The following is a 25,345-nucleotide window of genomic DNA, read 5'->3' as shown; positions in this document are numbered from 1 at the left end:
ATCGTCCTTCATTTTAATTCGCAACTTTTCTTACATCATTTCTTATCTCATTATTACCATAATGACGGAAGTAATTTTCCAACTGTTCAAGTGACTTTCCTTTTGTTTCCGGTAAGAATTTCTTTACGAATGTAATAGCTGCAATACCTAGTACAGCGAAGATGAAGAATGTTACCGATAAGCCAACCGCACTAAGTAAGATTGGGAAGAAAAAGCCGACTAGAAAGTTTGTAATCCATAAACAAAAAACAGTAACACCCATTCCAAGTCCTCTCAACTTTAATGGGAATATTTCAGAAAGCATAAGCCACGTTACTGGTGAAATAGCTCCTTGTTGAAAAGCAAGAAAAGTAACCGTCATGCCAAGCACTGCGTATGGAAGCGCCGCAGACCCATTAAGTGTAAATGAGAATACGCCAATTAATGTAAGAGCTGTAGTGGTCCCAATCAAACCGGTAATTAACATCGGACGACGTCCAACTTTACCAAGGAGCCAGATGCCTACGAAAGTAGCCAAAACTGAGATAACACCATTAGCAATATTCCCTACAAGTGCGGCATCTGTAGAAAAGCCAGACTTTTGTAGAATTTGCGTACCATAGTACATAATCGAGTTAACACCAGTAATTTGCTGCACTACACCGATTCCAATTCCGATATATACGATCCGGCGAACCCATGGTACGTTTAAATCACTAAATGTTGCTTTCTTAATTCCGGACTCCTGTGCAATAGCACCTTGAATCTCTTTAAGTTCTGCTTCGGCACGGCTTTGTTCACGGATTTCTTTCAAGACCCGAAGGGCATCGCCAACTTTACCTTTTGAGGCCAGCCAACGTGGACTTTCTGGTACAGTTAACATTCCAAACCATAAGACAACTGCCGGAAGTGAGGCAATGACTAACATATAGCGCCAAACATGTGCTGCTTCCTGCCCAATTGTAGTACCTAGAATAGCGTTAAAAACGAATGCTAAAAGTTGTCCAGTGACAATCATTAATTCATTCTGAGTAACCATCCTTCCCCGTCTTTCAGCTGGAGACATTTCTGCTAAAAAGGCTGGTACCATGACAGATGCGGCACCGACAGCCAAACCCAGCAAGAAGCGGAAGATAATCATAATGCCAGCATTCGGCGAAACCGTACATCCTATTGCGGCTATGAAAAATAGTAATGCGAGATGGAGAATCATTTTGCGCCGGCCGAAACGGTCTGCTAAACGCCCGCCAAACACGGCCCCAAATGCGGCTCCAAATAGAAGTGAACTCGTAACTAGACCTTCTGTAACCGGGGTTAGATTAAGTTCATCCGGCCTTGCCATATAAGGTAATGCTCCGTTAATTACACCCGTATCATATCCGAAAAGAAGGCCTCCAAATGTGGATATGATGGTAATCTTTTTTAATGCCTTTTTGTGGTTATGCGATTTCTCAGTTAGTTGATTACTCATTTTTTACCATCTCCATGGAAAATTTTAATTGTAGCAATTTTAAACTAATACACAATCTTCATTAAAAGATTCCCGCAAAACCGAATGACCGTCACCTCCAAGGACTATGTATGAGGATTGAGAATATTATGACAACTAGGGACAACCAATAGCCATTTTAGGAAAGCGTTTTCCAGCAATTCCAAAAAAAATAGTAATAATTAATAGAGTTTTATTATATTTTGGTTATCTCTTGATCATCTATGAATAAATGATAATATTAAAAACGCTTACAGTCAATTAAAAAAGCCACAACTTTCAGGGAAGAAACGTAAAGTTCCTTCCCTTTTAATGACTATTTTATTGTTTCATTGTCTTATTTATAAATTATTGCTATCAGGTACTGAGGGTAATATACTTTATGGTACAAGGTCATTACAAAAAAATGTTACTTTTTTTAAAATCTTGCTCATTTAAATAGTAACTGTTGTATATGGAGGCTGAAAAGAGTTGAAGGAAAAAGGGGTATTACCGGGTTCTAAGTTATTTTTCCACACAGCTAGTAATTTCGCCAAACAAGCTCTCTATTATCCTTTTAGCGGCGGGAGATATATCATTTCTAATAGTTACGAGACGAAAAGAGATTATTTTGATCAGTTTCTTTTCATCCATATTATAAAAGGTAAAATGGAGATTCATTATAAAAATGATGAATTTATCGGTGATGAGAATTCTTTTATTTTCCTTAATTGTCATGAGCCGCATTTATATAAGGCATTAGAGAATACAGAATATCATTGGATTCACTTTAAAGGAAATGCAACGAAAAATTATTATGATCGCCTTTTTGAAAACAATGGTTGTGTTTTTTCGTTAAAGAACAATTGGCAAATCCCAAATTGTTTGGACAGAATCATTAGTATGTTAGAAAATGAAAGAGTAGATGAGCATGAATCCTCAGTCATGATTCACCAAATTCTTTTGGAATTAGAGAAGATCTCAAACCAGGATGAACATAGTTTGGAAGGGACAGTAAAGCAGGCAATTGCATTCATTGAAGGTCATTACGGTGAAAAAATCGATTTACATGCTATCGCCAGCCACGTAAATGTAAGTCCCTTTCATTTCTCAAGGGTATTTAAGAAACATACAAATTTTACACCTCACCAGTACTTAATTAATTATCGGATAAATACTGCCAAAAGCCTTTTATTCAGCTCAAATCTATCCATTAATGAAATTGCCCTTAAGTGTGGATTTAACAATGTTGCTTATTTTACAACTACATTTAAAAACCAAACGAATTTTTCTCCTAAAAAATATCGTGATTATATGTTTAGGAAGAAGAGCTAAGGCGGAAGCGCCCTGGTCAGCGACGTATGCCCTGGTGCTGGACATTTCTCAAAGTCAAAACTCATAAATTCTTTTTATAAGGAATAACAGAGGACCAAACTGGCCCTCTGTTCCTTTTGATAAAGTGAAACTTCAATCAGTGGGGGGGTTTTTCCATCCCCCACTGATTGTTAGTTGAACCAATCGGGCTTTTACGGGCAGTTGACCCCCACTTATCCTTCTTGAAACTCTAAGTCTTGAAGTGGGGGTCTTACTGCCCGTTAATGCGGGAAAAAAATCAACACTAGCGTTTAACAGGATCTAAACATTCAATTCATCATTTATTTATCGACCTTATCGAAAGCCTTCATGCGGTTCAGCCAACTACTGAGGAATAATCAAAGCACTCCTTAACAGCCTTCACTGCTGTAGGCGTATCTGTTTGCGGATAAAACTCAAATCCAACCGATCCGTTATATCCAAGTTTATCTAAATGCTTTATAAAGTTCTTAAAATTAATTACACCTGTCCCCGGCTCATGACGCCCAGGTGCATCTGCGATATGAAGATGTCCAATATATGGCAGATATTTCTCCACTGTCTCATAAATTTTACCTTCATTTAAATACATATGATACGCATCATACAAGACCTTAATATTCGGTGAACCAACGGCAGCAACCAGATCAACCGACGTCTTCGTCTTAGTCAAGAAGTTCCCGCAATGGTCTTTCTCAATGTTTAATGCCTCAAGCACAAAGGTAACACCTGCTTCCTCAGCCCATGGTGCAATGGTTTTAAGCACATCAAGCATTGCACAAATACGGGTTTCATACGAATAATCACTTGACATTGGTTTGGCAAACTGCGGCCATTCCTGCAAAGCGTCTGAATGGATCACGAGTATCGGGCAGTCAACAATCTTTGCGGCTTCAATTGATTTCTTAATATACTCCAAATAAACTTCCCTTTTTGCCGGGTCACACATGGAATAAGGACCATCGCCCGACATAGCCGTAAGCTTTAGAGCATTTTCATCTAACAGGTTCTTCATCTCTGGAAGATCTTTATCCTCCCACCCCCACATTTCAACAAAGTCAAAGCCGTCCTTTTTAGCTGCTGCAAATCGCTTTTCAAATGGAAGTTCCGAATAAATAGACTCGATATGGATATCTCTTTTTAACATCTTTGTTCCCCCAAATCCTAATTAATTTTTTACAAGTTTTTTATTGATGTGTACACTTTCAAAATGAATTACAAGTTAAATTTTATCTACTTATCGTCATTTTGTATTTTCAATTCTTGCTTAAATTACACATAATTCTCCTTGCCTTTTCCGTTACAGCAAACCTTCATTGTAAATTCTTGCTATTTTCAAATAATGTCGTTATAATTCAGCGAAATCATTGAAAATTTTAATAATATAAATAAATATCTATGGTTAATGTAATGGTAATGTGTTTTAAGGGGGGGAGATGTTGTTTAAAATTGGAAAAAATTCGCCCGTTGTAAGTAATTTGGAAAGACAACCGTATCTGTTATCAATTAACGCGGAAAATAGGATACAGACGCGGTTAGCACGGATGATGCATGTACATGATGACAGGGTAGAAATCCTGCAGATGCAAAGCGGCCATGGAGTTCATATAATTGATGGGAAGGAATATAAGACAAAGCAGGGTGATATCTTAATTTACAACGCTGGGGCCAAGCATGAGGAATTTGCGGATTCGGAGAACGGGATGGATATTTTAAGCTGCGCGATTGGTAATGTTTGCATTAAAGGGCTTGCACCAAATGTGCTTTTTCCGAAGAAATACAGCCCGGTTATTCAAAATAGGGGTTGTTACCATGAAGTCGGTACACTTATGGGCATGTTACATACGAACTTTTTAAGCCGCAGTCCATCCACAGAACTTGAGTATCATCTGCTGTGCTCACTGCTTTTGACGATTCGAGAGATTGTCATGCGTGAAGAAAGTGAAGAGGAACAAAAGGAACAGGAACTTGGGCACCTCATACAGAGTTATATTGATGAGCATTATATAGAGGATATAAGCCTGCAGGATATTGCAGACGAGCTGAATATGAACCAGTATTATATATCCCATGCGTTTAAAAGCACGACTGGCTTATCGCCGATGCAGTACGTCATCCGGCGGCGGATTGGAGAGGCACAGTCATATCTTTTAAATACCGATAAGACCGTGACAGAGATTGCTTATATTGTTGGTTACAACAGTGCAAGTAACTTTAATAATGCGTTTAAGAAAATGATTGGCATGTCGCCGCAGAGGTATCGAAAGCTTTGGAGGAATCAACCGTAAAAGGGCAAGTTAATGTGTGTATATATTCACAACAAATGATCCTACAATTTCCTCTTCCATCAAAAAAGGCTGACCATACATCTTTGCTTCTGGGGCAGCCTTTTACTTTTTCAATTTTACTAATAACTTTTAAACTTTTTACACTAATTGAGGGTTTTTGTTCTCAATCTCTACCCAAACTGCTCCATTGTCTGCAGAACGAACGCAATTTTCAATCCAGCGAATTCCATCAATACCAGCATTAATATCCGGATAAACTAGATTTTTCAGAGTTTCCTCATCGTTTCGATTTTTAGCATCAATCGCAATGGCAAATTTGAGATAAATATTTGCCCAGGCATCGGACAAACCTTCGACATGTAGTGCCCCTAAACGTTCGTCAGCATTACAGCTTTCATCTAAGTATGGCATCGCTCGAATGAACGTTTGGGAAGGCTCACCTTGAACTTCAAACTTAAGTTCGCCGCCTTTATTATCCCACCATTCTAAACTTCCTTTAGAACCTACAATACGGATTCTATGACCATCCATACATCCTGCATTGATAGAAGAAGTCCAAAGTCTTCCTACCGCTCCGTTTTCATAATGCATCATAACAAAAGCATTATCTTCTAAGGGAGCGCGGCTTCCAACAAAACTCTGCCGATCACATAACAATTTTTTAATTTTCATATGCGGCATAATCAGTTGGGACATATAATACGTATGGGTGGACAGGTCCCCTAAAACAAAACTTGGTCCTGCAACCTTAGGGTCCACACGCCATTTTTGTGCATCACTTGTTTTATCAGCCTGATCATTTGCATTAAATCCATGTGTATACTGCAATTCAACCACACGAATCTCACCTATTTTACCTTGTTCAATCATGGCCCGCATTTGAAGTAACATTTGATTCCCAGAAAATCCATACGTTACACCAACAATTTTCCCTTTTTGTTCTGCCAGAGCTTTAATCTCTTCCCCTTCTTCAGAGGTAAAAAACAAAGGCTTTTCACAAATTACGTGTAAACCGGCTTCCAATGCACCTTTTGTAATTTCATAATGAGTCCCATTAGGAGTCGCAATGGAGACAACCTCAATGCCATCTTCTCTCTTTGCTTCAGCGGCAAACATGGTTTTATAATCAGGATAGCAGCGGCTTTCATCCATACAGATATTGACCCCAAAATCTTTACCTCTTTCTGCATCTATATCAAAGGCACCTGCTAGTAATTGAAAAGCGGTATGATCTCTTAGTGCACCGGTACGGTGCTTGTAACCAACCTGACTAAGCCGGCCGCCTCCGATCATTCCCCAACGCAGCGGTCTTGCAATTTTTTTCTCTCCATTTAGCATGATAATCGCCTCTCTTTTTTTGTGTTTTATTTTTTGGATTTTCAGATACCTATACGCAATAAAGGCTATACTTTACAAATAGAATGTAAAAATTACATATTTTGTTTGGACTAAAAACTAAGTGTTTGTTGTAATGCATTGATAGATGTCCGGATCCCTGCTTCTACTGACATGGTTAGGTCTTCCATTTCCAAAGAAACCTCTGCATCGTAGCCCACCATCTTTACTACAGAGAAAAATTCTTTCCACCATTGCAAATCTTGCCCGCATCCTACTGCTACATAATTCCAGGCTCTATTCACTACATCTGTAATTTCTTTTGTTTCCAATACACCATTCACAGCCGATAGGTGCCGCTCAATCCGGACATCTTTCCCATGTACATGATGAATCGCTGCCCCTAATTCTCTTGCTGCTAGGATCGGATCGGCTCCCATCCAGATAAGATGGCTAGGATCCAGGTTTAAGCCAACTACTGGTCCAACTACATTACGTAATTTAAATAAAGTTTCAGGATTATACACTAATTGGGAACTGAAATTTTCAAGAGCAATCTTTTCCACTCTGCAAGTTTCAGCTTTTTTCACTAGACCTTTCCAATACGGAATAGCTACCTCATTCCATTGATAATCTAATATTTCTTTCAGAACTGGAGGCCAGCTGACGGTATACGTAATCCAGTTAGGAATCTTATCTTCAGGACTTCCTGCCGGCAGACCACTCATCATAATTACTTTTTTTACCCCTAACAAGTTAGCTAACTCCATTGTTTTCTCTGTAATTTCCCGATGCTGTTGGCCAAGTTCACCTGGGTCTAACGGATTTCCGGAACAATTTAAAGCACACAGTTTGATATTCCGTTTTTCTAAACTATGTAAAAAATCACTTCTTTTTTGCTCACTTTCTAATAGATCGTTTAATCTTAAATGAGGTGCCGGGGACCAGCCCCCAGTAGTCATTTCAATTGTATCGATGCCTAACTCTTCCACAAAGTCCAACATCTCCTCAAATGGCAGATGGCCCAGACTATCTGTTACATAAGATAGTTTCATAGAATTTTCTCCTTCATGTCTTCGTGTTTTATTTTTCATTTAAGGACATCTTTAACATTCACTTATTTTATTGAATCCGCTTTCAAATTCGCATTGTTATTATTTCCGTATGAATCACCCTCTTCTAGATTGTCATTCCCTTGTTTCTACAAGTAATTATATAAAAGTCTTTTCTATTAGTAATTAAACTATGGAGACATGTTTTTATACTTTTAGGACATCTTTCTTTTGGGAATAAACATAAAGTATAAAAAAAAGAGACTCCAACATAATGAAGGAGTCAGTTATCAGAGTATGTAGTTGTATTAATATCTACAAACAGCGAGCGAAACCGCCCAGGCGATGTTTGCATCATTGTAGTAAACACACGGGTAAAATATTGAACATTAATAAAACCCGTTTCCTCCGCAATTTCCTTTATCGATAAATTCGTTTTTTTGAGTAATAAAACTGCCCTGTTGATCCGTTCATCCCGAACATATTTTGAGAAACTAACTCCTAATTCAGATACAAATATTCGCGACAAATGTCTGCCGGATATGTGCAAATGTTTTGCTACTTCGGTAAGCTTCAAGGAATTGGACAAATTGTCATGAATATATAATTGCGCTTGATTAAGGAGCATAGAATACTTTTCGGGAATATTCATATGATTACTCTTATTCAAATCAGGAACAAAATCTTGCAGTATGGAAATAATGAGGGAATATGCAATGTTTGAAAGCACTTCTTCAAAAAACTCATTATTGCGCTTTGTTGCTTGGATAAGAAGTGATTTCCATAATAAAGCTGTTTCGATTTCGTCTTTCCCATGTACTACTATTTCGGTGCATTGTTTTGCCGTCTCCACGATTCTGATCCAGGATTCACTCGACTCTGATTCGATTAGTTCAAATGCAACATATAACAGGGACAGTCCCTTTTCGCTTTTTATTTGGTGTAAAACTTCCGGTCTGGATAAAAAAATAGTATTCTCTTGAAGCAAATAGGAACTATAATCATCAGTATATATCCCTTTCCCCTCAACTACATAACATACCTCAAAAAAGGAATGTTTATGTAATGGAGTGTCATAATGTTGTGGCATAACGCCCCAATAATGAACTTGGAAAGAAGCACCATTTTGGTTTAAACGATGAAGATAATCATTCAATGAAATTTTCCCAGATATATATTTATGTAAATCCAAGTCAAGCACTCCTTATCCAAGTTGTTCATTATTCTTATATGCAAAAAGCCTTTCCTCGTTTTCACTTAGAAAAGGCTTTATAATATGATTGGGATTTAGATAGATTTACAGATGTAATCCCTCTCTGATGGATTTTAACGTTACTTCGTTGGACCAATCTGGTTTGTCCGGATAAGCGAAGACTGAATTTGTTACAATTCCATCAAATTTCATTTCTCTTAATTGACGATATAACGCATCGAAATTGATTTCCCCTTCACCAGGGTTCAAATGCTGGTGGATGGTTACGTTGGCATTAGGTGGATTAATAATATAACGTAATCCAAATGCTGCTTTATGATTAAGAGTATCAGCAATTAGAACATGAGCAAGTAAATCACCTGCTTCTTCCAAGTGTTTTGCTACATCGCCAATGCCATCATCATAGTAGAAAGCATGTGGTACAGAATAGACTAACTTAATCCAATCTTTGTCAAATGCACGAATCATACGAATGGCTTCTGTGTTCAACTCAATAAAATCATTAGGATGGGATTGTATATTTAGGTTAATCCCTTCTTTTTCAAACAGTGGAATAAGCTCTTCCATTGATCTCACAAAAGCGGCTTCACTATCTACCGGACGGCTTTTATCTCCGGCAAATTCGGTGTTCATTAAATCTACGCCCAATTCAGAAGTGATTTCAATGCAGCGCTTCCAATTTTTCACCGCGGCTTGGCGTTCTTCTTCAATTGGTGAAGACCATTGTTGAACAGGAAGGACAGAAGAAATTTTGACACCGGCATCTAGACAAAATCTTTTTAAATCTTTGATGAGCTGCTTATCTACCTTTGGGTATTCATTAAACCAAATAAAATCTTTCCGTGGTGATAACTCTACCCATTCATATCCTAATCTTGCAACTGTATCAATCGTATCTTTTAAATTCGTATTGTCACGATAATGTGACGGATCGTATGCTAAACGCAATGTAATTTTCCCCTTTCTTTAGCGGGCAAAGAGTGCCCACAAACACCAATTTCTATAGTCATTAAATGGACAATATCCCGTCTTTCCCTTAATTAACTAATTCTTTATTCAGCAGTAATTCATCAATATATTTTCTCGCCTTCAGCGCATATTCAAACGGATTAGCTTTGGCAGGGTCTTGTTCCGCCTCGACCACAATCCAACCTTCATACCCGCTTTCAACAATTGCATCCATGATTGGATGAAAATCAATCATTCCATCTCCGGGAACCGTAAAGACACCTTTTTTAACACCTGTTAGGAAACTATCATTCTGTTCTTTCACTTCTTTGGCCATCTCTTCACGAATATCCTTAAAATGAATATGTTTAATACGTGATTGGTATTTGTTAAAAATCGCTAACGGATTTTCTCCTGAAAATACAAGATGTCCTGTATCAAATAATAATGATACGTGATCAGCTGCTGTATGTTCCATTAAGCGCTCAATTTCTTCAGTGGTTTGCACACCTGTTCCCATATGGTGATGGTAGACAATTTCCATCCCCTTTTCGTGTGCTAGTTCCCCTAATGCCTCTAATCCATGGGTCAATAAATCCCACTCTGCATCCGTAAATACTGGCTTATCCTTAAATACAGGGGTATCCATCTGCCCTTGAATGCTCCGGCCCTGCTCCGCAACAACAATCACCTTTGCCCCCATTGCATGTAAGAAATCTCGATGTTCAATAAAGGCTTGTTTCGTTTCTTCAAATGGCTTTGTTGTTAAAAAAGAACTGAACCAGGCACTCGCTACCTGAAGATTTCTTAGTTCTAAATATCTTTTTAATGTTCCCGGATCTCTGGGATATTTATTGCCGATTTCCGTTCCTGAATAGCCAGCCAATGCCATTTCACTAACACATTGCTCAAAAGTATTCTCTTTTCCTAACTCTGGCATATCATCATTTGTCCAGGCGATAGGTGCACAGGCAAATTTGATTTTCTTACTTGTTTCCATAAAAAAATTCTCCCTTCAACTTTAACTGGATATATGGAATTAAGCTTTTACTAATACATCAAGATCGATAAGTTGTTTCGTATCGACAGATTGTTGACAGGCAATTGCCACTTTCGTGCTTTGCAATCCGTCATACGCACTGACTTCCGGCTGACGTTTTTCTTGAATACAAGCAATAAACTCGTTCATTTCATTCTTAAACGCTTCACTAAAACGCTCAGGGAAATTTTGCGAAGTAGGTCTTACTACACCATGTTCGTCGAAAACAGTCACTAAATTCTTTTCCGGTGCCGCTGCTACTCGCAGCATTCCTTTTGTACCAATTAGTTCTGTCTCCACATGATATCCGTGGGCAGCGTTTCGTCCCGCCACAAGAATCGCCATCGTCCGGTCCTCTAATTGCATCATGGCTGCACCTGTTTCTAATTCGTTCACTTTGTCTAATTCAGGGTATGCCGCATTTTTTCCTATTGCCCATACACGGCTAACTTCTTGTTTCGTGAACCATCTAACTAAGTCAATATCATGAATCGACATGTCGGCGAACAAGCCACCGCTGTTACTTGCCCCGGCAAATTTCACAAAGCTCTCTAGCCCTGAGCTTGGGTCAATTCCATAACAGCGGACAACCGTTAATTCACCTAATTGACCTTCATCCACCATTTTTTTTGCATATTGATACGATTCATCATAACGTCTCATAAAGCCAAGCATAAAAATCTGTTCAGGATGGGCATCGATGACTTCAATCGTTTTTTCAATATCTTCTATCTCTAATCCAATTGGTTTTTCACTAAATACATGCAGGCCTTTTTCTATCGCTAAACGAATTTGCTCTGGGTGAAACCCTGAAGGTGATACAATCACGACCGCATCAAGATTTAGACTATCTACCATTTCTTCATATGTTTTATACGTTTCTGTTACGCCTAATTCGTTTTTAGCAAACTCTAACTCTTCTTCTATAAAACTACAAGCAGCGTAGAGCTCCGCTCCAGGAGTATGTTTTGCTATATTCTTAGCATGTACTTTACCAAGCCTTCCTAACCCAACAATCCCGATTTTAATACTAGTCATTCATTCCCCCCCAGTCTAGCTATCAAAAATTAAGCGTTTTCACTAATTGCATAAAGAATGGATGATTGTTAATCCTTTAATGAATAAAACAAATAGGATATAAGTTTATTATATTTTGGTTACCTATTGGTTATCTATACCCAAATATTATTACTAATACTTATCAAAGTCAATGACTTTTTTTGAAATGTTTTGTTATTTAAAAAGCCTTCGGTAGTACTCCCCCGAAGGCCTAAATTTTCTAGTAAAATATTTTATTTATAATCTACCCAAACAGCACCATTATCAGCGGAACGTACGCAGTTTTCTACCCAGCGAACGCCCTCGACTCCTGCATGAATGTCTGGATACCACAGATTTTCTAATGTTTCGCCACGATCTGCCGCATCCATTGCTAACGCAAACCGGGTATAGAGATTTGACCAGCCTTCGAACAGCCCTTCCGCATGTCCTGCACCGATACGGTCAGCCGTTAATGCTTCCGGATAGTTATAGTCCATACCACGGTCTAAAATTTGTGCTGGCTGTCCTTGAACTTCATAACGCAACTGATTAGGACGCTCATCATCCCATTCAATGCTGGCCTTCCCTCCGACCACACGAATCGAATGGCCGTGCATCGAACCGGCATTGACACAGGAAGACCATACAGTTCCCATTGCACCGTTTTCATATTCCATAATCGTAAATGCGTTATCCTCCAGCGGAGCCCGGCTTTTTACAAAGCTTTGACAGGAACACATTAATTTCTTGATTTTAAAATTGGGCAGCATGACTTCAGATAAAAACAATGGATGTGTTCCAACATCACCTAATACATAACTAGGACCTGCTACTTTCGGATCAACACGCCACTTTGTACTTGCATTACCTTCTTCTACCGCAGCTGAATGGAAACCGTGAGCGAATTGCATTTTAACAATGCGAATTTCTCCTAAATCACCGTTCGCAATCATTTGACGGGCTTGTTCAATCATCTGGTGTCCGGCATAACCATATGTAATACCGACAATGCGGTTTTTCTCTTTGGCAAGAGCCTCTAATTCTTCGGCCTCTTCCGTAGTAAAGCAGAGCGGCTTTTCACAAACTACATGCATACCTGCAGTTAAAGCAGCTTTCGTTATTTCATAATGAGTTCCATTTGGCGTTGCAATGGAAACAGCTTGAATGCCGTCTTCACGTTTCGCCTCTTCGGCAAACATGGTTTTATAATCAGGATAGCATCGTTCTGGATCAACATGTAAATTGACTCCAAAGTCTCTCCCTCGTTCTGGATTAATATCAAACGCTCCAGCTACTAATTGAAAGTTATGATCACGTAACGCGGCTGAACGATGGATATACCCAATCTGGCTTCCTTTTCCACCGCCGACCATTGCCCAGCGAATTGGTTTTTCAACATTTTTTTCTCCGTAAATCATCGATTATTACCCTCTTTCTTCAAATTAATATCCAACGCTTTTTAAGTAATCAACACTTTGTTTTACATCTCGTAAACTTGTATCTGAGTTTCTAGGGTCACGCTCTTGTTCAATCGTGATATACCCGTGATAATTAATTTTCTTTAATAACTTGTGAATAGATTTATAATCTATTACACCCTGTCCAATCGGACACATCACACCTTTACCACAAGCATCAAAAAAGCGAATCCGTTCCCCCATCACTTGCTCATATATATCAAGATCAATATCCTTAAAATGAATATAATCTAGTCGGTCTGCGCACTTTCTAAGCCACTCTAACGGGTCTATTTTTGAATAGTACAAGTGTCCAGTATCAAGACAAAATCCAGCAGTTTCATATGGAATATCGTTTAAAAGTTTATTAATTTCATCCTCAAATTCGATATATCCGCCGGCATGTGGGTGGATTACAGCGCGTACCCCGTACTTTTTCCAAGCGCGCTCTGAAATTAATCGAATATGTTCCATCATCTGCTTCCACTCATTTTCATTTAATCGGACTGCTTTGTCTGGATGACCTGCGTAATAATCACGTTCATCATGCCCCCAATCCATAACTGTTAAATATGGAGTCGGAAACTTTTGTCCTTCTTCTTGCGGTATGGCAGGAAGTTTGGTGATTAAAGAACAAATATCATCAACTTGATTTAGTAAATTTTCTACATTAGATTCTGAAAGCAAATCATCAAAAATCGTTCCGGCAATGATCGTTAAATCATTTTTAGCAAGCTCGGCTTGCACTCTTTCAATCTCCATTGGTATATATCCATATGGGCCTAACTCAATACCTTTATAGCCTGCTTGTGATGCTTCACTTAACACCCTCTCCCATGGTGGGAGATACGGGTTCTTTGGATCATCTACGCCCCAGCAGCATGGCGCTCCTGAAATTTTAATACTCATGTATAACACCTCCAGATTCCATGTCTCTATTATAAATCCACCTTATTTTAAACGCTTTCACATTATTGTTTTAATACTCATATAAAAAAACGATAGTTTACCTTTAACAAAATAAAAAATTTCACTATCTTGTTATTATCAGAAAAGCGCAAGTGCCCTGGTCAGCAGCGTCCACCATTTCGATTACAGTTAATCTGAACTTAGCACCTAAAGAATTTAGAAAGCTACCATTCTAAAACCTTATGAACTTATTTAACACAGCAAAAAAGTAACACCCTTTCGGTGCTACTTTGATATTTTTGTCCAAATTTGACGGTATTTTTTTGGAGTCATCCCAACAGTTTTTGAAAAAAGAGTAGTAAAATAGCTGATATTATCATAACCAACCATTCCGGATATTTGTGTGACACTGTAGTCTGTATTAATAAGCAGTGACTGTGCTTCACCAATTCGCCGGCGAATAATATATTGAATCGGAGAAGAACCAGTTGCTTCTTTAAAAACATGCACCAAATAAAAAGGGCTGATCGCCAGTGACTGAGCGATCGATTCTAAATTAATATCCTCTAAATAGTTTTCATCGAGATAATCTTTTATACGATTTGATAGGAAGGATTCTTCTGCATTCGTTAATGCTCTAACCTCTTGAGGAATTTGCAAAATGAGCGAAATAAGTGCACACAGTAAATAGTTACACAGCTCCACTAAACCCGTTTTTCCCTCTTGGGCTTGGGTGCACATCATTTTTAGTAAAGCTTCAATTTGATCAGCATACTCCCCACTATGGATTACATAAGAGACATCCTCTGAAACTAAATGGTTGGCCGGCAGTCCCTTTAGTTTCAAATTCGTAACCCCGCAGCAGTAAACACTCATGGATGTATCTGGATTTGCCATTTCATCATGAAGAACATGGCTGTTATAAATCAATAGATCCCCTTTTCGAGTATCATATTTCCGTTCACCAATCACATGAACCCCTTTGCCCTCTTTAATAAAAACAATTTCCATAATATCATCATGACTGTGCATGATGCGAGGCAGCCTTGTATACGCTTGATCAACATCACAAATATAGAGGAGTTTAGGGAGCAATCCATCCTCAAATATAGAATGAACGTCTTGCTTTAAAAAATACTGCGTCACTTTATTCACCTTCAATCTAATTACAAATATTTGTTCGATTTTTATGAATATCTTAACATATTAGAAGAAAATGAAATATAAAATGGAGACATCCATTTTTAACCAAATAGATGTCCCCACCCTACTCTATACCTTCTTAGAAATCTTTAAGTGAGGCTTTTTCAAACTCTGAATCTTTTTTTACTGATTCTTTGATTAACCCTTGATAATCTAAATTTAAAATTAATAATATTAAAAATGCATACAGTCAATATTTTTATAATATTATTTATCTTTTAAACTGTAAAAAACAAATTAGAGAAGAAACAATCTTTTCCCTTTAAAAAGAACATTTCCTTTATTTCTAATTTTGATATAACTTTTGTTGACCTTTTTCTAGTTTTGATTGTACCTCACTTGTATTCCACCTAATAACTAAAATGGTGGCGATCAAACCTAGTGATCCTACAAAGTAAAATCCGCCTGCGATACCAAACTTTGCATTGAAGATCCCCGAAAAAAACGGGCCAGCAAAGATACCAATTGCATATAGTGCCTGGTACGCACCCATAGCAGTTGCTCGTTTTTCAAATGCGATCTTTTCTATGGACATCCCCAACAGAAGCGGGAAAATTAATCCAAGTGCAAAGCCGCTAAAACCTTGATTAGCCAAGAATAACCCTTTTGTCTCAATAAAGGGGATCATGATCGTAAAAATAGATGCTGAGGAAAAGGCAATGATTAATGATTTCCATTCACCTAAGCGCGGAACCAGTACACTCCCCATAAAAAGGGTTGCAATGGCATGAGGGATCATAAAGGCAGCCACAATGAATGTAAGTTCCCTGGGCTTAAATCCGATGTCCAAAGCATAATGGCTTGTAAACCCAAACATTGTGGAGAAGATGATACTATGGGCGATAATAGATAAGAAAGATACCTTTAATAATGAAGGTTCCCGCATAACAGATGCTAATTCCTTCAACTTTACAGGAGCTCTCTCAATCTCTTCCTTCGGTTCAAAAATAAAAAAAGAAAGAACAGTACCAATGAGACTAAAGAACGCACCAATCCAAAATGGAGATTTAAAACCCCATGCATCGACCAAATAGCCACTAAAACTCATGCCTAAAAATTGCGCTAAAACAACAATAAATGAAATGCTTCCCATAGCACGATGAACTTGCTCTTTCGTAAAATAACTAGGATATAACACGGTAAATGCAACCCATGATGCTGCCCCAAGCCCTGCAAGTGTACGAGCCACGAGAATCCAGCCTAAACTATCCGTTATCAAATAAATCGTGCAACTGATGGTGCTAGCCAGCATGCCAATGATGATAAAAGGTTTCCGCAATTTCAGTAAATCAGAAAATATTCCGATAGGAAGCCTGCATAGAAGTTGCATAAGACCATAGCTGCTCAATACAATTCCGATAAATGTATACCCTCCCCCAATTGACTCCATATAGGGCGATAAAATAGGAATATAAATAAAATGTGGAAACCATAATAAAAAGGAAACGACCATAAACAGATTTTTATTTTTATTTTTATGTACATGGAATATCCCCACCATACCACGCCCCTCTTTTCAAATTGAAATAATTAAAAGATAAAAGGATGTCTTTGTAAATATAAAGACATCCTCCTTTATTAAGCTTTATTACTTGATTTGAATTCTCTCAGTTTGGCTTTTACGGTTTGTTTTACCGCTTCGTTACCCGGAGAAAGGATGGTACGTGCATCGTATACTTCTTTGTCTTTATCCAAAACTTCGCGCACAGCTTTAGCCCATGCCTGCAAACATTCTGTATTGACATTAATCTTCGCATGACCAAGTTCAATCGCCTTTTGGATTTGATAATCAGGGATACCGGAACCGCCGTGTAAAACAAGTGGTACATTGGTCATCTCGGAAATCTGCTTCATTTCAGCAAATCCTAACTTTGGCTCACCTTGATATGGACCATGAACAGAACCAAGCGCTGCTGCTAAAGCATCAATTTCTGTTTCTTTGACAATACGTAAACATTCCCCTGGATCGGCATATTGAATACCGCCAATTAGTCCGTCTTCATTACCGCCTACGGTCCCAACTTCCGCTTCCACTGAAACGCCGCGAACTCTTGCATAATCGGCTACTTGCTTAGTCATATCAATATTTTCATCAATTGGATGATGTGAGCCATCAATCATGACGGATGTATATCCAGCGTCAATTGCTTCTTTACAACGTTTCACACTACTTCCATGGTCTAGGTGTAAAGCGACTGGTACGGTTATATTTTTTTCTTTTACCAGACTATTAATCATTGTTGCAATCGTTCTAAATCCACCCAAGTAATCTACAAGTCTATCAGAGGATGCTACAATTACAGGAGATTGTTCTTCTTGTGCCGCTTCTAAGATCGCTTCAGCCCATTGATAATTATTAATATTGATTTGCGCAACGGCATATTTTTCTTGTTTCGCTTTTAAAAGCATTTCTTTCATCGAAACTAATCTTGTTGCTACTAAAGACACTGGAATCTCACCTCTCTTATCAACCAATATTTAATACGTTCTTAGTACTGTTTAGCCGTTTCTAATTTTTGCTGTCTAAATGCATATGCCTTTTGGATACTTTCTTTTTTTGATACTTCTGCCACTCCCACATTCCACCAGCTGTCATAACCATCTGTCATCGTTTTTGGAAGCACTTTAATATCGATTAAAGTAGACACTTCTTGTTTCTTCGCATCTTCTAACGCTTCTTTCAATTGTTCAACTGTATTAACGCGATATGTTTTCGCACCATATCCTTCTGCTACCTTCGCATAATCTATAGTTAAAATCTTGTTGTCATGTGTTCTAAATTCGCAGAAATAGCTGCCGCCGCCATGATCCATTTGCAGATTATTTATACAGCCGAAACCAGAGTTGTCAAAAAGGACAACATTGATTTTTTGTCCATATTGAATCGCTGTAATTAGCTCAGAGTGCAGCATTAAGAAACTTCCATCCCCAACAAGTGAATAGACCTCTTTTGTTGGCTCAGCCAATTTAACCCCTAATGCACCTGATACCTCATAGCCCATGCATGAATAACCATATTCTACATTGTACGTATTTGGTACAGTCGGATTCCAAACACGCTGAACATCGCCTGGAAGGGACCCGGCTGACGTAATAATGGTGCTGTCCGGTGAAATCGTATCATTCACTGCGATTAACGCAGTGGTTTGCGCCAATTCCGTGTTTAGCGCATCAGCATATTCATTCAAAACTTCTTGCGAGAAATGGTTTTTGACCTCTGGATCGAAATTTTCACGCGTAAAACTTACTTTACTTAAGCGGTCACGTTCAGCAATCCACTCTACTTTTAATTCAGTAATAAAAGAGCCGAATTCACTTTCATAACCCTCTAAAAGAGGCGCCAATTGTTCTAATGTTGTTTTCGCATCAGCAACTACCTGAAAGGCATCCAGTTTGTATGCCTGTAGACGGCTGACGTTGATGTTTAAAAACTTGGTTGTTTCAAAGTTAAATGCTGTTTTTGATGACGTCGCGAAATCTGTATATCTAGTACCGATCCCAATAATTAAATCTGCCTGGCGTGCTGCTTTATTTGCTGCTACCGTACCAGTGATGCCCATTCCGCCCAAATTGTTTTTGAATGTAGATTCTACGGTTGCTTTACCAGCCTGTGTCTCTACTAATGGAATATTGTGTTTTTCTGAAAGAGCTAGTAAAATGTCACGTGCTTTCGAATATTTAGCACCGCCGCCAATAAGAATCACTGGCTTTTTACTCGACCTGATTAATTCAGCTGCTCCGTTCAATTCACGTTCTACCGGCGCTTTACGATCTACATAATGCACGCGCTTTTCAAAGAATTTCTCATCATAGTTAAATGCTTCCCCTTCAACATCTTGGGAAATACAAATCGTTGCGGGGCCAGCTTTACCTGGATCTGTCATGACCTCAAACGCACGAATTAAACTTGACATTAACTGTTCAGGGCGAGTAATACGGTCCCAATATCTTGAAACAGGTTTTAACGCATCATTTGTCGTAACCGCTAAGCTATATTCTTGTTCCACTTGTTGTAACACTGGATCGGGCTGTCTTGTTGCAAATGTATCCCCAGGAATAAATAGCACTGGGATATTGTTAGCTAATGCCGTTCCTGCCGCTGCTGCTAAGTTAGCGGAGCCTGGTCCAACAGAAGTGGTCACAGCATAAATTTTTTGACGTAACATTTGTTTACTATAAGCAATGGCCGCGTGTGCCATCCCTTGTTCATTTTTCCCTTGAATGACCTTCAAATGGCCTGCATCCTGTTCCAGTGCTTGACCAATCCCCAATACATTTCCATGTCCGAACACATTGAACATACCTTCAACGAATGGAAATTCCTCTCCATCAACATGGATATATTGCTGATTTAAAAATTTGATTAAGGCTTGTGCTGTTGTTAATCTAATTTTCCCCACGGACCTTTTCACCTCTTACTGATTTAGTGGTACTTTGGTGCGTTCAGCAATTAATTGCTCAATTTCTTCTACGGTTGGCATAGCTTCAGAAGAACTATGCTTACTGACAACAATTGCAGCAGAAGCACTGCCGTATTTAAGAGCATTTTCAATATCTTTACCGCTGATTAAGGCATATAAAAATGCGGAAGCATACGAATCACCTGCACCAAATGTTTTTAATACCTTCGTTAAATAAGCATGGCCTATGAATACTTCCCCTGATTTTGCATAAGCATATGATCCTTCGACACCGTGTTTAATCACTACTAGATCTGGAGAATGTTTAAATAAATGGCTTACAGTAGCCTCGTTGCTGCCATCTGTACGATTTTCCATGACATCAAATTCATCACGTGTTCCGATAACAACATTTGATTGCTGTGCAACCATTGTATAGTAGACAGATGTTTCTTCTTTCGATGCCCATGTATAACCGCGATAATCTAATTCAAAAATAACCTTCACGTCATTTCTCTTTGCCAGCTGGACTGCTTTTAATACAGCCTCACGTGATGGGCTTTTTGCAAGAGCTGTCCCAGAAACTAAAAGTATTCTTGAACGTTTAATATAATCTTCACTTACCTCGGTAGGATCTAAGAAAAGGTCAGCTACTTCATCACGATACATTAGGATGCTGCACTCCTCCGGGCTTTTAATTTCCGTAAAAGCTAAGCCGGTTTTATGTCCCTCTTGGTCTACTACCATATTGGATGTGTCTATACCGACACCAGCCATATATTGTTTAATAAAACGGCCATGCTGGTCATCGGCCAGTTTACCGATAAAGCCAGCTTTTAAGCCAAGTTTAGAGGCTCCAATGGCAATATTCGCCGGTGAACCGCCAACATATTTTTTGAACGTCATAGTTTCTTCCATTGGACGGTTATATTCTACTGCGTTTAAATCGATGCATGCACGACCAATCGCAATGATGTCAAATTCTCTTTCTGAAATAAATTCAATCTTCATGTTGTTTAGCACCCCTTATTGCTTATTATCGTTCTAGGATCCATTCATGAGCAGGTTCGTTGTGGAACTTCCAGATTCGGGTAGGGCCTGCCATAATGTTTAAATAATAGGATTCATAACCATCTGGAACCGCTACGGGATGATACCCTGCTGGGACTAATACAACATCTCCATTTTCCACTGCCATCGTCTCATCAAGCGAACGATCGTCAGTATACACACGTTGAAACACAAATCCTTGTTTTGGATTCATTTCATGGTAGTACGTTTCTTCTAAAAATGACTCATGCGGCAAGTTGTCTTGATCATGTTTATGAGGTGGATAGCTGGACCAGTTTCCACTTTCCGTAAACACTTCTACCACTAGTAAACTATTTGCAGATGGATTAGAATCGGCTAGAATATTGTGCACTAACCGTTTATTATTATATTTTCCTCTTTGTTCAATGCTGTTATCTTCAGCTTTAATAAGTCTTGTCGGTAATTGTTTTTCAGATGGAGAATAGCAAAGAATGACCCTCGCGGCTGTTACGGCTTCAACTGCAAACGTACGGTCGTTTGAAACATAGACACTATCTGTTGGTTTCTTTTCAAAAACACTTTCTCTAGTACCTATGTTTTCAAAGGTTTCTACATTGTCTGTTACATTAATTTTTCCTGTTAAAGCAACAATGCAGCATTCTGCTTTTCCTAAATTTTCCCGATAGCTTGCTCCTGGAGCTAAATCCACTACTTTCAATGCTACGTATTCTAAAGGTGAATTTTCACTTGTTACTTCATGAACCAGATTAACTCCTGGTGATGTTTCTACTCGATTTGGTTTTCGGAGTAATTTACTCACTTATTTCAACTCCTATATAGTCGTTTATGAATAGCTATTATCCTAGCTTAATTAGCCAGGATAATAGCCTCTATTCAAAGTCTCATTCAAATGATGGGGCTTTGTAGTTTGCAGTCACAACTTTTTTACGAGTGTAGAACTCAACGCCATCTTTTCCATTTGCAGGTAATGTTCCATAAAACGAAGACTTCCATCCGGAGAATGGGAAGAATGCCATTGGTGCGGGAACACCCAAGTTAATTCCTAACATACCTGCATCGATATTTTCACGGAAGTAACGAATAGATGAAGCGTTTGATGTATAAATACATGCACCATTTGCAAATTCTGATTTATTTGTTGTTTCCACTGCTTCTTTTAAGTGTTTAACACGAATGATGGATAATACTGGGGCAAAAATTTCATCTTTCCAGATTTGCATATCAGTGTTAACGCCGTCAAAAATCGTCGGTCCAACAAAGTATCCTTCTTCCGGTTGTCTTTCGCGGCCGTCGCAAACTAACTTCGCGCCTTCTTCAATACCTTTTTGGATATAGCCTAATGTACGTTGATGGTTTTGTTCACGAATAACCGGACCTAGGAACACACCTTCATCAAGGCCGTTACCAATCTTTATATCTTTTGCTTTTTCAACTAATTTTTCAAGGAATGCATCAGCAACGCCTTCTTCTACTGTTACAACAGAGCAAGCCATGCAGCGTTCGCCAGCAGAACCGAATGCAGAAGCAATAACGTTTGTTGTTGCATGATCTAAATCAGCATCATTTAAAACGATGGAGTGGTTTTTAGCACCTGTTAACGCTTGAACACGTTTTAGGTTCTCGCTGCCGCGTTTGTAAACATATTCACCAACTGGCTGTGAACCAACAAAGGAAATAGCTTTAACTTTCGGATGATCAAGGAGTCCGTTTACGACATCATGTGCACCATGAACGACGTTGAATACACCTTTAGGAAGACCAGCCTCTTCTAATAATTCTGCTAATTTTTGTGCTAACAATGGAGTTCTTTCAGATGGCTTCAATACAAATGTATTACCTACTGCAATCGCCATTGGGAACATCCAGCAAGGTACCATCATTGGGAAGTTAAATGGTGTAACTCCGCCGACAACCCCAATTGGATAACGGTAGTTTGTAACTTCAACATCTTTTGCGATTGTTGTAAGTGAATCACCCATCATTAATGTAGGAGCTCCTGCTGCAAATTCAACATTTTCAATTCCGCGTCCTACTTCTCCTAATGCTTCGGAAAGAGCTTTACCATTTTCAATGGTAATAATTCGAGCTAGTTCTTCTGTATTTTTTTGTAATACTTGTTGGAAATTAAATAGGATTCTTGCGCGTTTTTGAACAGGAACATCCTTCCACTCTTCAAATGCTTTTGCTGCCACTTCCACTGCATAATCAAGATCTTCTTTTGTAGAGATCGGAACTTGAGCAATTACTTCTTTTGTAGCTGGGTTATATACATCTTCATATTGAGCAGTCTTGCTTTCTACCCACTCACCATTTATGTAGTTTTTTAGTTTTTCAACTTTTACTGCTGTTTCAGCCATTTCTTTTTCCTCCTTAATGATTTCATCTCAATAATTGGGGTATTTCTCTTGAAATCAATTTCAAGTTGAACTTATAGATTGATAACTTCTTGGCACTTCTTGCTAAATCAAGAGTGTTTATTACATATTGGTTATCTTTTGGTTATCTTTGGTTACATATTAATACTAAAAGCGCTTTCAGTCAACCCCTTTTTCTTTCCTTTTATAATATGTTGGGTACTTTTTAAAATACCACACGCGACTGAAGTCGATTTCAATTAAACTTTCAAACTACTAAACTTTGATCCGCAAGAATGTCTAATAAACAAAAAAGAAGGAATGGGGTAAAATTACAAATTTCCCGTTAAAAACTGAGCCTCACCAAAACCAAAACTCCAGTCTGCCGCTCCATTTGTCACAATCGAAATCATAATATCATTAGGTTCAATGCCGCAGCTTTCCTCTAACTCTTTGACAACTAATCGATAGAAGTCTTTTTTCTGCTGGTTGCTTCTTTCTGTGCTGGTTACACTAATCACAACAAGATCATGGCTTCTTTCAAATCCTAAGCCTGTATCTTGAATCACTAATTCGTTTGCAGGATGCTGGGTAACGATTTGATAACGGTCTCTTTCTGGTACTTCAAATGCTTTTACGACAGCTCGGTGAGTTGCATCCAATAATTTTCTTAGGGACTCCTCATCTCGTCCCTCTATAACATCAAATCTTATTAATGGCATGTTAGCTCCTCCTAATAACAAATAGTTTGTCGAATAAAAGATTATATAATTATTAAGTATTGGTTATATTTTGGTTATATCTGGTTCCATCATAATATGAAAAATCGATTCAGTCAATATTAAACCTTCTCACAGGTGCCCGTCACCGCCCGATATTTGGCAGACCTTGTCGTACAAAAAAAGCCCGTCCCTTAGAATGTACTTAACTTTCTTGGGCTTGGGACATTTTCAACTTTAGTTTTATTAATCTAACACTTTGTACCTGAAGATATATTTTTATTTATCCTGTTGAAAAGGAAATGTCCCATCAAATGAGGTCATGCCACACTTAATATAGAAAGGAGCGAGGTCGGATTCCCTGATCTTTTCCTACAAAGATTAAAAAAACGATGATGATTAGTCTTTTATGCTCTTGAAATAGCTGATTGATAAGGAAGTCGTGAATTTATCGTTGGAACAAAAAGTCACCAGATCCGTCTCCATGGTCTCATGATTTAGTTTTTATTTCTTCCCTTCTGCCCTTATCAACTCTCACACACATACAATACTTTTCCTGCTTCTGTTCCAAGGTCCCTTCATAAAAATCAAGTAATCGATCAATATTCATGAAACAAGGTTGTACTGCACTTGGATACTTAAACAAATAATAGCTGCTCCAAGGATAGGATTCTGGCTGCCTGACCATCCTCGCTTCAACAGGATTTAAATGAATGTAGCGACTGACCTCTAACATTCCCTCCTTATCTTCAATCACTTTGTCATAATAGCGCTTTTCATAAACATGTCCTGTTAACCGGTACTTTGCATTGTAATAGTTTGCGTACCGCTTGTTGATAAGAGACATAAGTTTTGAGAAGGGGATTTCTGGGGAACGCATCTGCAGGTGATAATGATTGGTCATTAAACAATAGGAGGCCATTTCAAAAGGAACTTTCTCATGAAGTTGATTCAGAATGTGCAAAAAAGCTTGAAAATCAGTTGCATTTCGAAAAAGCGGTTCCCGCCTGTTGCCCCTGCAAACAATGTGGTAAAAACGATTAGGTATCCAGATTCTTTTCTGACGTGACATTTATATCTCCCTCGCTATAGATTGTTGTTTAGATTTTAAAACTAACAAAATATGTTGAAAATAATTAAATGAAGCGTGAAATAGGATTTGATGATGAAGGAATACGGAGTCCAAAAGAGAGTTAGCGGGCTCGGGCTTATATTAACTATTTTTCTACAAAAAACTTAAAAGTCCTTCAAAGAAATACGAAAAAACGACAATCATTATATTTTAATCTTCAACAAAATTCGAGGCGTGTCACTGGAGTGCACCGGAATTCGGCGGTTGTGCAACTTATGGGGAGTAAAGTTGGAATCTATAAATAGAAAAGTCCAGAAATAACATAGGTAATCTCCCTGTGTTATTTCTGGCTTAATACCGTGGAACAACTCTGTGAAACAAGATTATTCGGGCGGTGACAGTGAATTGCGCCCATAATAGTTGACACGAATAATTCCGGAAATCTATGACCATAATTGTCAT

21 protein-coding genes are annotated in these 25,345 nt (G+C 38.4%); 2 read left to right on the top strand and 19 right to left on the bottom strand.

Annotated elements, in window-relative coordinates; all coding sequences use genetic code 11:
* Positions 1–13: 13 nt before the first annotated feature.
* Positions 14–1,450 carry a sugar porter family MFS transporter gene (locus AA980_RS09925; protein WP_024027207.1) on the bottom strand — a complete coding sequence of 479 codons (1,437 nt, stop codon included), beginning with the start codon at positions 1,448–1,450 and terminating at the stop codon, positions 14–16.
* Positions 1,451–1,939: 489 nt separating this feature from the next.
* Here AA980_RS09925 and AA980_RS09920 point away from each other — a divergent pair, with 489 nt between their 5' ends.
* Positions 1,940–2,782 (top strand): helix-turn-helix transcriptional regulator, encoded by an 843-nt coding sequence (locus AA980_RS09920; protein ID WP_024027206.1) that lies wholly within the window; start codon positions 1,940–1,942, stop codon positions 2,780–2,782.
* 355 nt (positions 2,783–3,137) lie between these two features.
* Here AA980_RS09920 and AA980_RS09915 read toward each other — a convergent pair whose 3' ends face one another.
* Positions 3,138–3,947 (bottom strand): TIM barrel protein, encoded by an 810-nt coding sequence (locus AA980_RS09915; protein ID WP_024027205.1) that lies wholly within the window; start codon positions 3,945–3,947, stop codon positions 3,138–3,140.
* A 289-nt stretch (positions 3,948–4,236) separates the two neighbouring features.
* Between AA980_RS09915 and AA980_RS09910 the strand changes: the two genes are divergently transcribed.
* Positions 4,237–5,088, top strand: coding sequence for a helix-turn-helix domain-containing protein (locus tag AA980_RS09910; RefSeq protein ID WP_082195691.1), 852 nt, complete (start codon positions 4,237–4,239; stop codon positions 5,086–5,088).
* 138 nt (positions 5,089–5,226) lie between these two features.
* Here the strand turns inward: AA980_RS09910 and AA980_RS09905 are convergent, their stop codons facing one another.
* The 17 genes from AA980_RS09905 to AA980_RS09825 all read right to left on the bottom strand — a co-directional run bounded on the left by AA980_RS09905 (position 5,227) and on the right by AA980_RS09825 (position 24,883).
* Entirely contained in the window at positions 5,227–6,429 is a 1,203-nt protein-coding gene (locus AA980_RS09905; RefSeq protein ID WP_152681122.1) for a Gfo/Idh/MocA family protein, read from the bottom strand.
* Positions 6,430–6,536: 107 nt separating this feature from the next.
* On the bottom strand, positions 6,537–7,478 hold the full coding sequence (locus AA980_RS09900; protein ID WP_024027202.1) for a sugar phosphate isomerase/epimerase family protein: 942 nt from the start codon (positions 7,476–7,478) through the stop codon (positions 6,537–6,539).
* A gap of 280 nt (positions 7,479–7,758) precedes the next feature.
* Positions 7,759–8,667: an AraC family transcriptional regulator gene (locus AA980_RS09895; RefSeq protein ID WP_024027201.1), complete on the bottom strand. Its 909-nt coding sequence runs from the start codon at positions 8,665–8,667 to the stop codon at positions 7,759–7,761.
* A gap of 105 nt (positions 8,668–8,772) precedes the next feature.
* Positions 8,773–9,636: a sugar phosphate isomerase/epimerase family protein gene (locus tag AA980_RS09890; protein WP_024027200.1), complete on the bottom strand. Its 864-nt coding sequence runs from the start codon at positions 9,634–9,636 to the stop codon at positions 8,773–8,775.
* An 88-nt stretch (positions 9,637–9,724) separates the two neighbouring features.
* The gene (iolE, locus tag AA980_RS09885; RefSeq protein ID WP_024027199.1) at positions 9,725–10,636 is read right to left on the bottom strand and encodes a myo-inosose-2 dehydratase; all 912 of its coding nucleotides are present in this window, start codon (positions 10,634–10,636) and stop codon (positions 9,725–9,727) included.
* Positions 10,637–10,675: 39 nt separating this feature from the next.
* Complete coding sequence (iolG, locus tag AA980_RS09880) at positions 10,676–11,713, bottom strand: inositol 2-dehydrogenase (RefSeq protein ID WP_024027198.1); 1,038 nt, start codon at positions 11,711–11,713, stop codon at positions 10,676–10,678.
* Between the two features lie 254 nt (positions 11,714–11,967).
* Complete coding sequence (locus tag AA980_RS09875; protein WP_024027197.1) at positions 11,968–13,134, bottom strand: Gfo/Idh/MocA family protein; 1,167 nt, start codon at positions 13,132–13,134, stop codon at positions 11,968–11,970.
* A 24-nt stretch (positions 13,135–13,158) separates the two neighbouring features.
* A complete protein-coding gene (locus tag AA980_RS09870; RefSeq protein ID WP_024027196.1) occupies positions 13,159–14,082 on the bottom strand; it encodes a sugar phosphate isomerase/epimerase family protein in 924 nt (307 codons plus the stop codon).
* A gap of 285 nt (positions 14,083–14,367) precedes the next feature.
* On the bottom strand, positions 14,368–15,228 hold the full coding sequence (locus AA980_RS09865; RefSeq protein WP_024027195.1) for an AraC family transcriptional regulator: 861 nt from the start codon (positions 15,226–15,228) through the stop codon (positions 14,368–14,370).
* A gap of 343 nt (positions 15,229–15,571) precedes the next feature.
* Positions 15,572–16,786, bottom strand: coding sequence for an MFS transporter (locus tag AA980_RS09860; RefSeq protein ID WP_024027194.1), 1,215 nt, complete (start codon positions 16,784–16,786; stop codon positions 15,572–15,574).
* A gap of 77 nt (positions 16,787–16,863) precedes the next feature.
* A complete protein-coding gene (gene fba / locus AA980_RS09855) occupies positions 16,864–17,703 on the bottom strand; it encodes a class II fructose-1,6-bisphosphate aldolase (protein ID WP_034723380.1) in 840 nt (279 codons plus the stop codon).
* 71 nt (positions 17,704–17,774) lie between these two features.
* A complete protein-coding gene (gene iolD, locus AA980_RS09850; protein ID WP_024027192.1) occupies positions 17,775–19,685 on the bottom strand; it encodes a 3D-(3,5/4)-trihydroxycyclohexane-1,2-dione acylhydrolase (decyclizing) in 1,911 nt (636 codons plus the stop codon).
* A 15-nt stretch (positions 19,686–19,700) separates the two neighbouring features.
* Positions 19,701–20,696, bottom strand: a complete 996-nt coding sequence (iolC, locus tag AA980_RS09845) for a 5-dehydro-2-deoxygluconokinase (protein WP_024027191.1) — start codon at positions 20,694–20,696, stop codon at positions 19,701–19,703.
* Positions 20,697–20,721: 25 nt separating this feature from the next.
* Positions 20,722–21,537, bottom strand: coding sequence for a 5-deoxy-glucuronate isomerase (iolB, locus tag AA980_RS09840; RefSeq protein WP_024027190.1), 816 nt, complete (start codon positions 21,535–21,537; stop codon positions 20,722–20,724).
* A gap of 82 nt (positions 21,538–21,619) precedes the next feature.
* Complete coding sequence (locus AA980_RS09835) at positions 21,620–23,095, bottom strand: CoA-acylating methylmalonate-semialdehyde dehydrogenase (RefSeq protein ID WP_024027189.1); 1,476 nt, start codon at positions 23,093–23,095, stop codon at positions 21,620–21,622.
* Positions 23,096–23,424: 329 nt separating this feature from the next.
* Positions 23,425–23,814 carry a tautomerase family protein gene (locus AA980_RS09830; RefSeq protein ID WP_024027188.1) on the bottom strand — a complete coding sequence of 130 codons (390 nt, stop codon included), beginning with the start codon at positions 23,812–23,814 and terminating at the stop codon, positions 23,425–23,427.
* Positions 23,815–24,301: 487 nt separating this feature from the next.
* The gene (locus AA980_RS09825; RefSeq protein ID WP_047771521.1) at positions 24,302–24,883 is read right to left on the bottom strand and encodes an REP-associated tyrosine transposase; all 582 of its coding nucleotides are present in this window, start codon (positions 24,881–24,883) and stop codon (positions 24,302–24,304) included.
* Positions 24,884–25,345 lie beyond the last annotated feature (462 nt).

This window comes from Neobacillus vireti, from assembly GCF_001026695.1.
Taxonomy (GTDB): Bacteria; Bacillota; Bacilli; order Bacillales; family Cytobacillaceae; genus Neobacillus; species Neobacillus vireti.
Note: the sequence above shows the minus strand (reverse complement) of the source record. Positions and strands in the feature narration are given on the sequence as shown.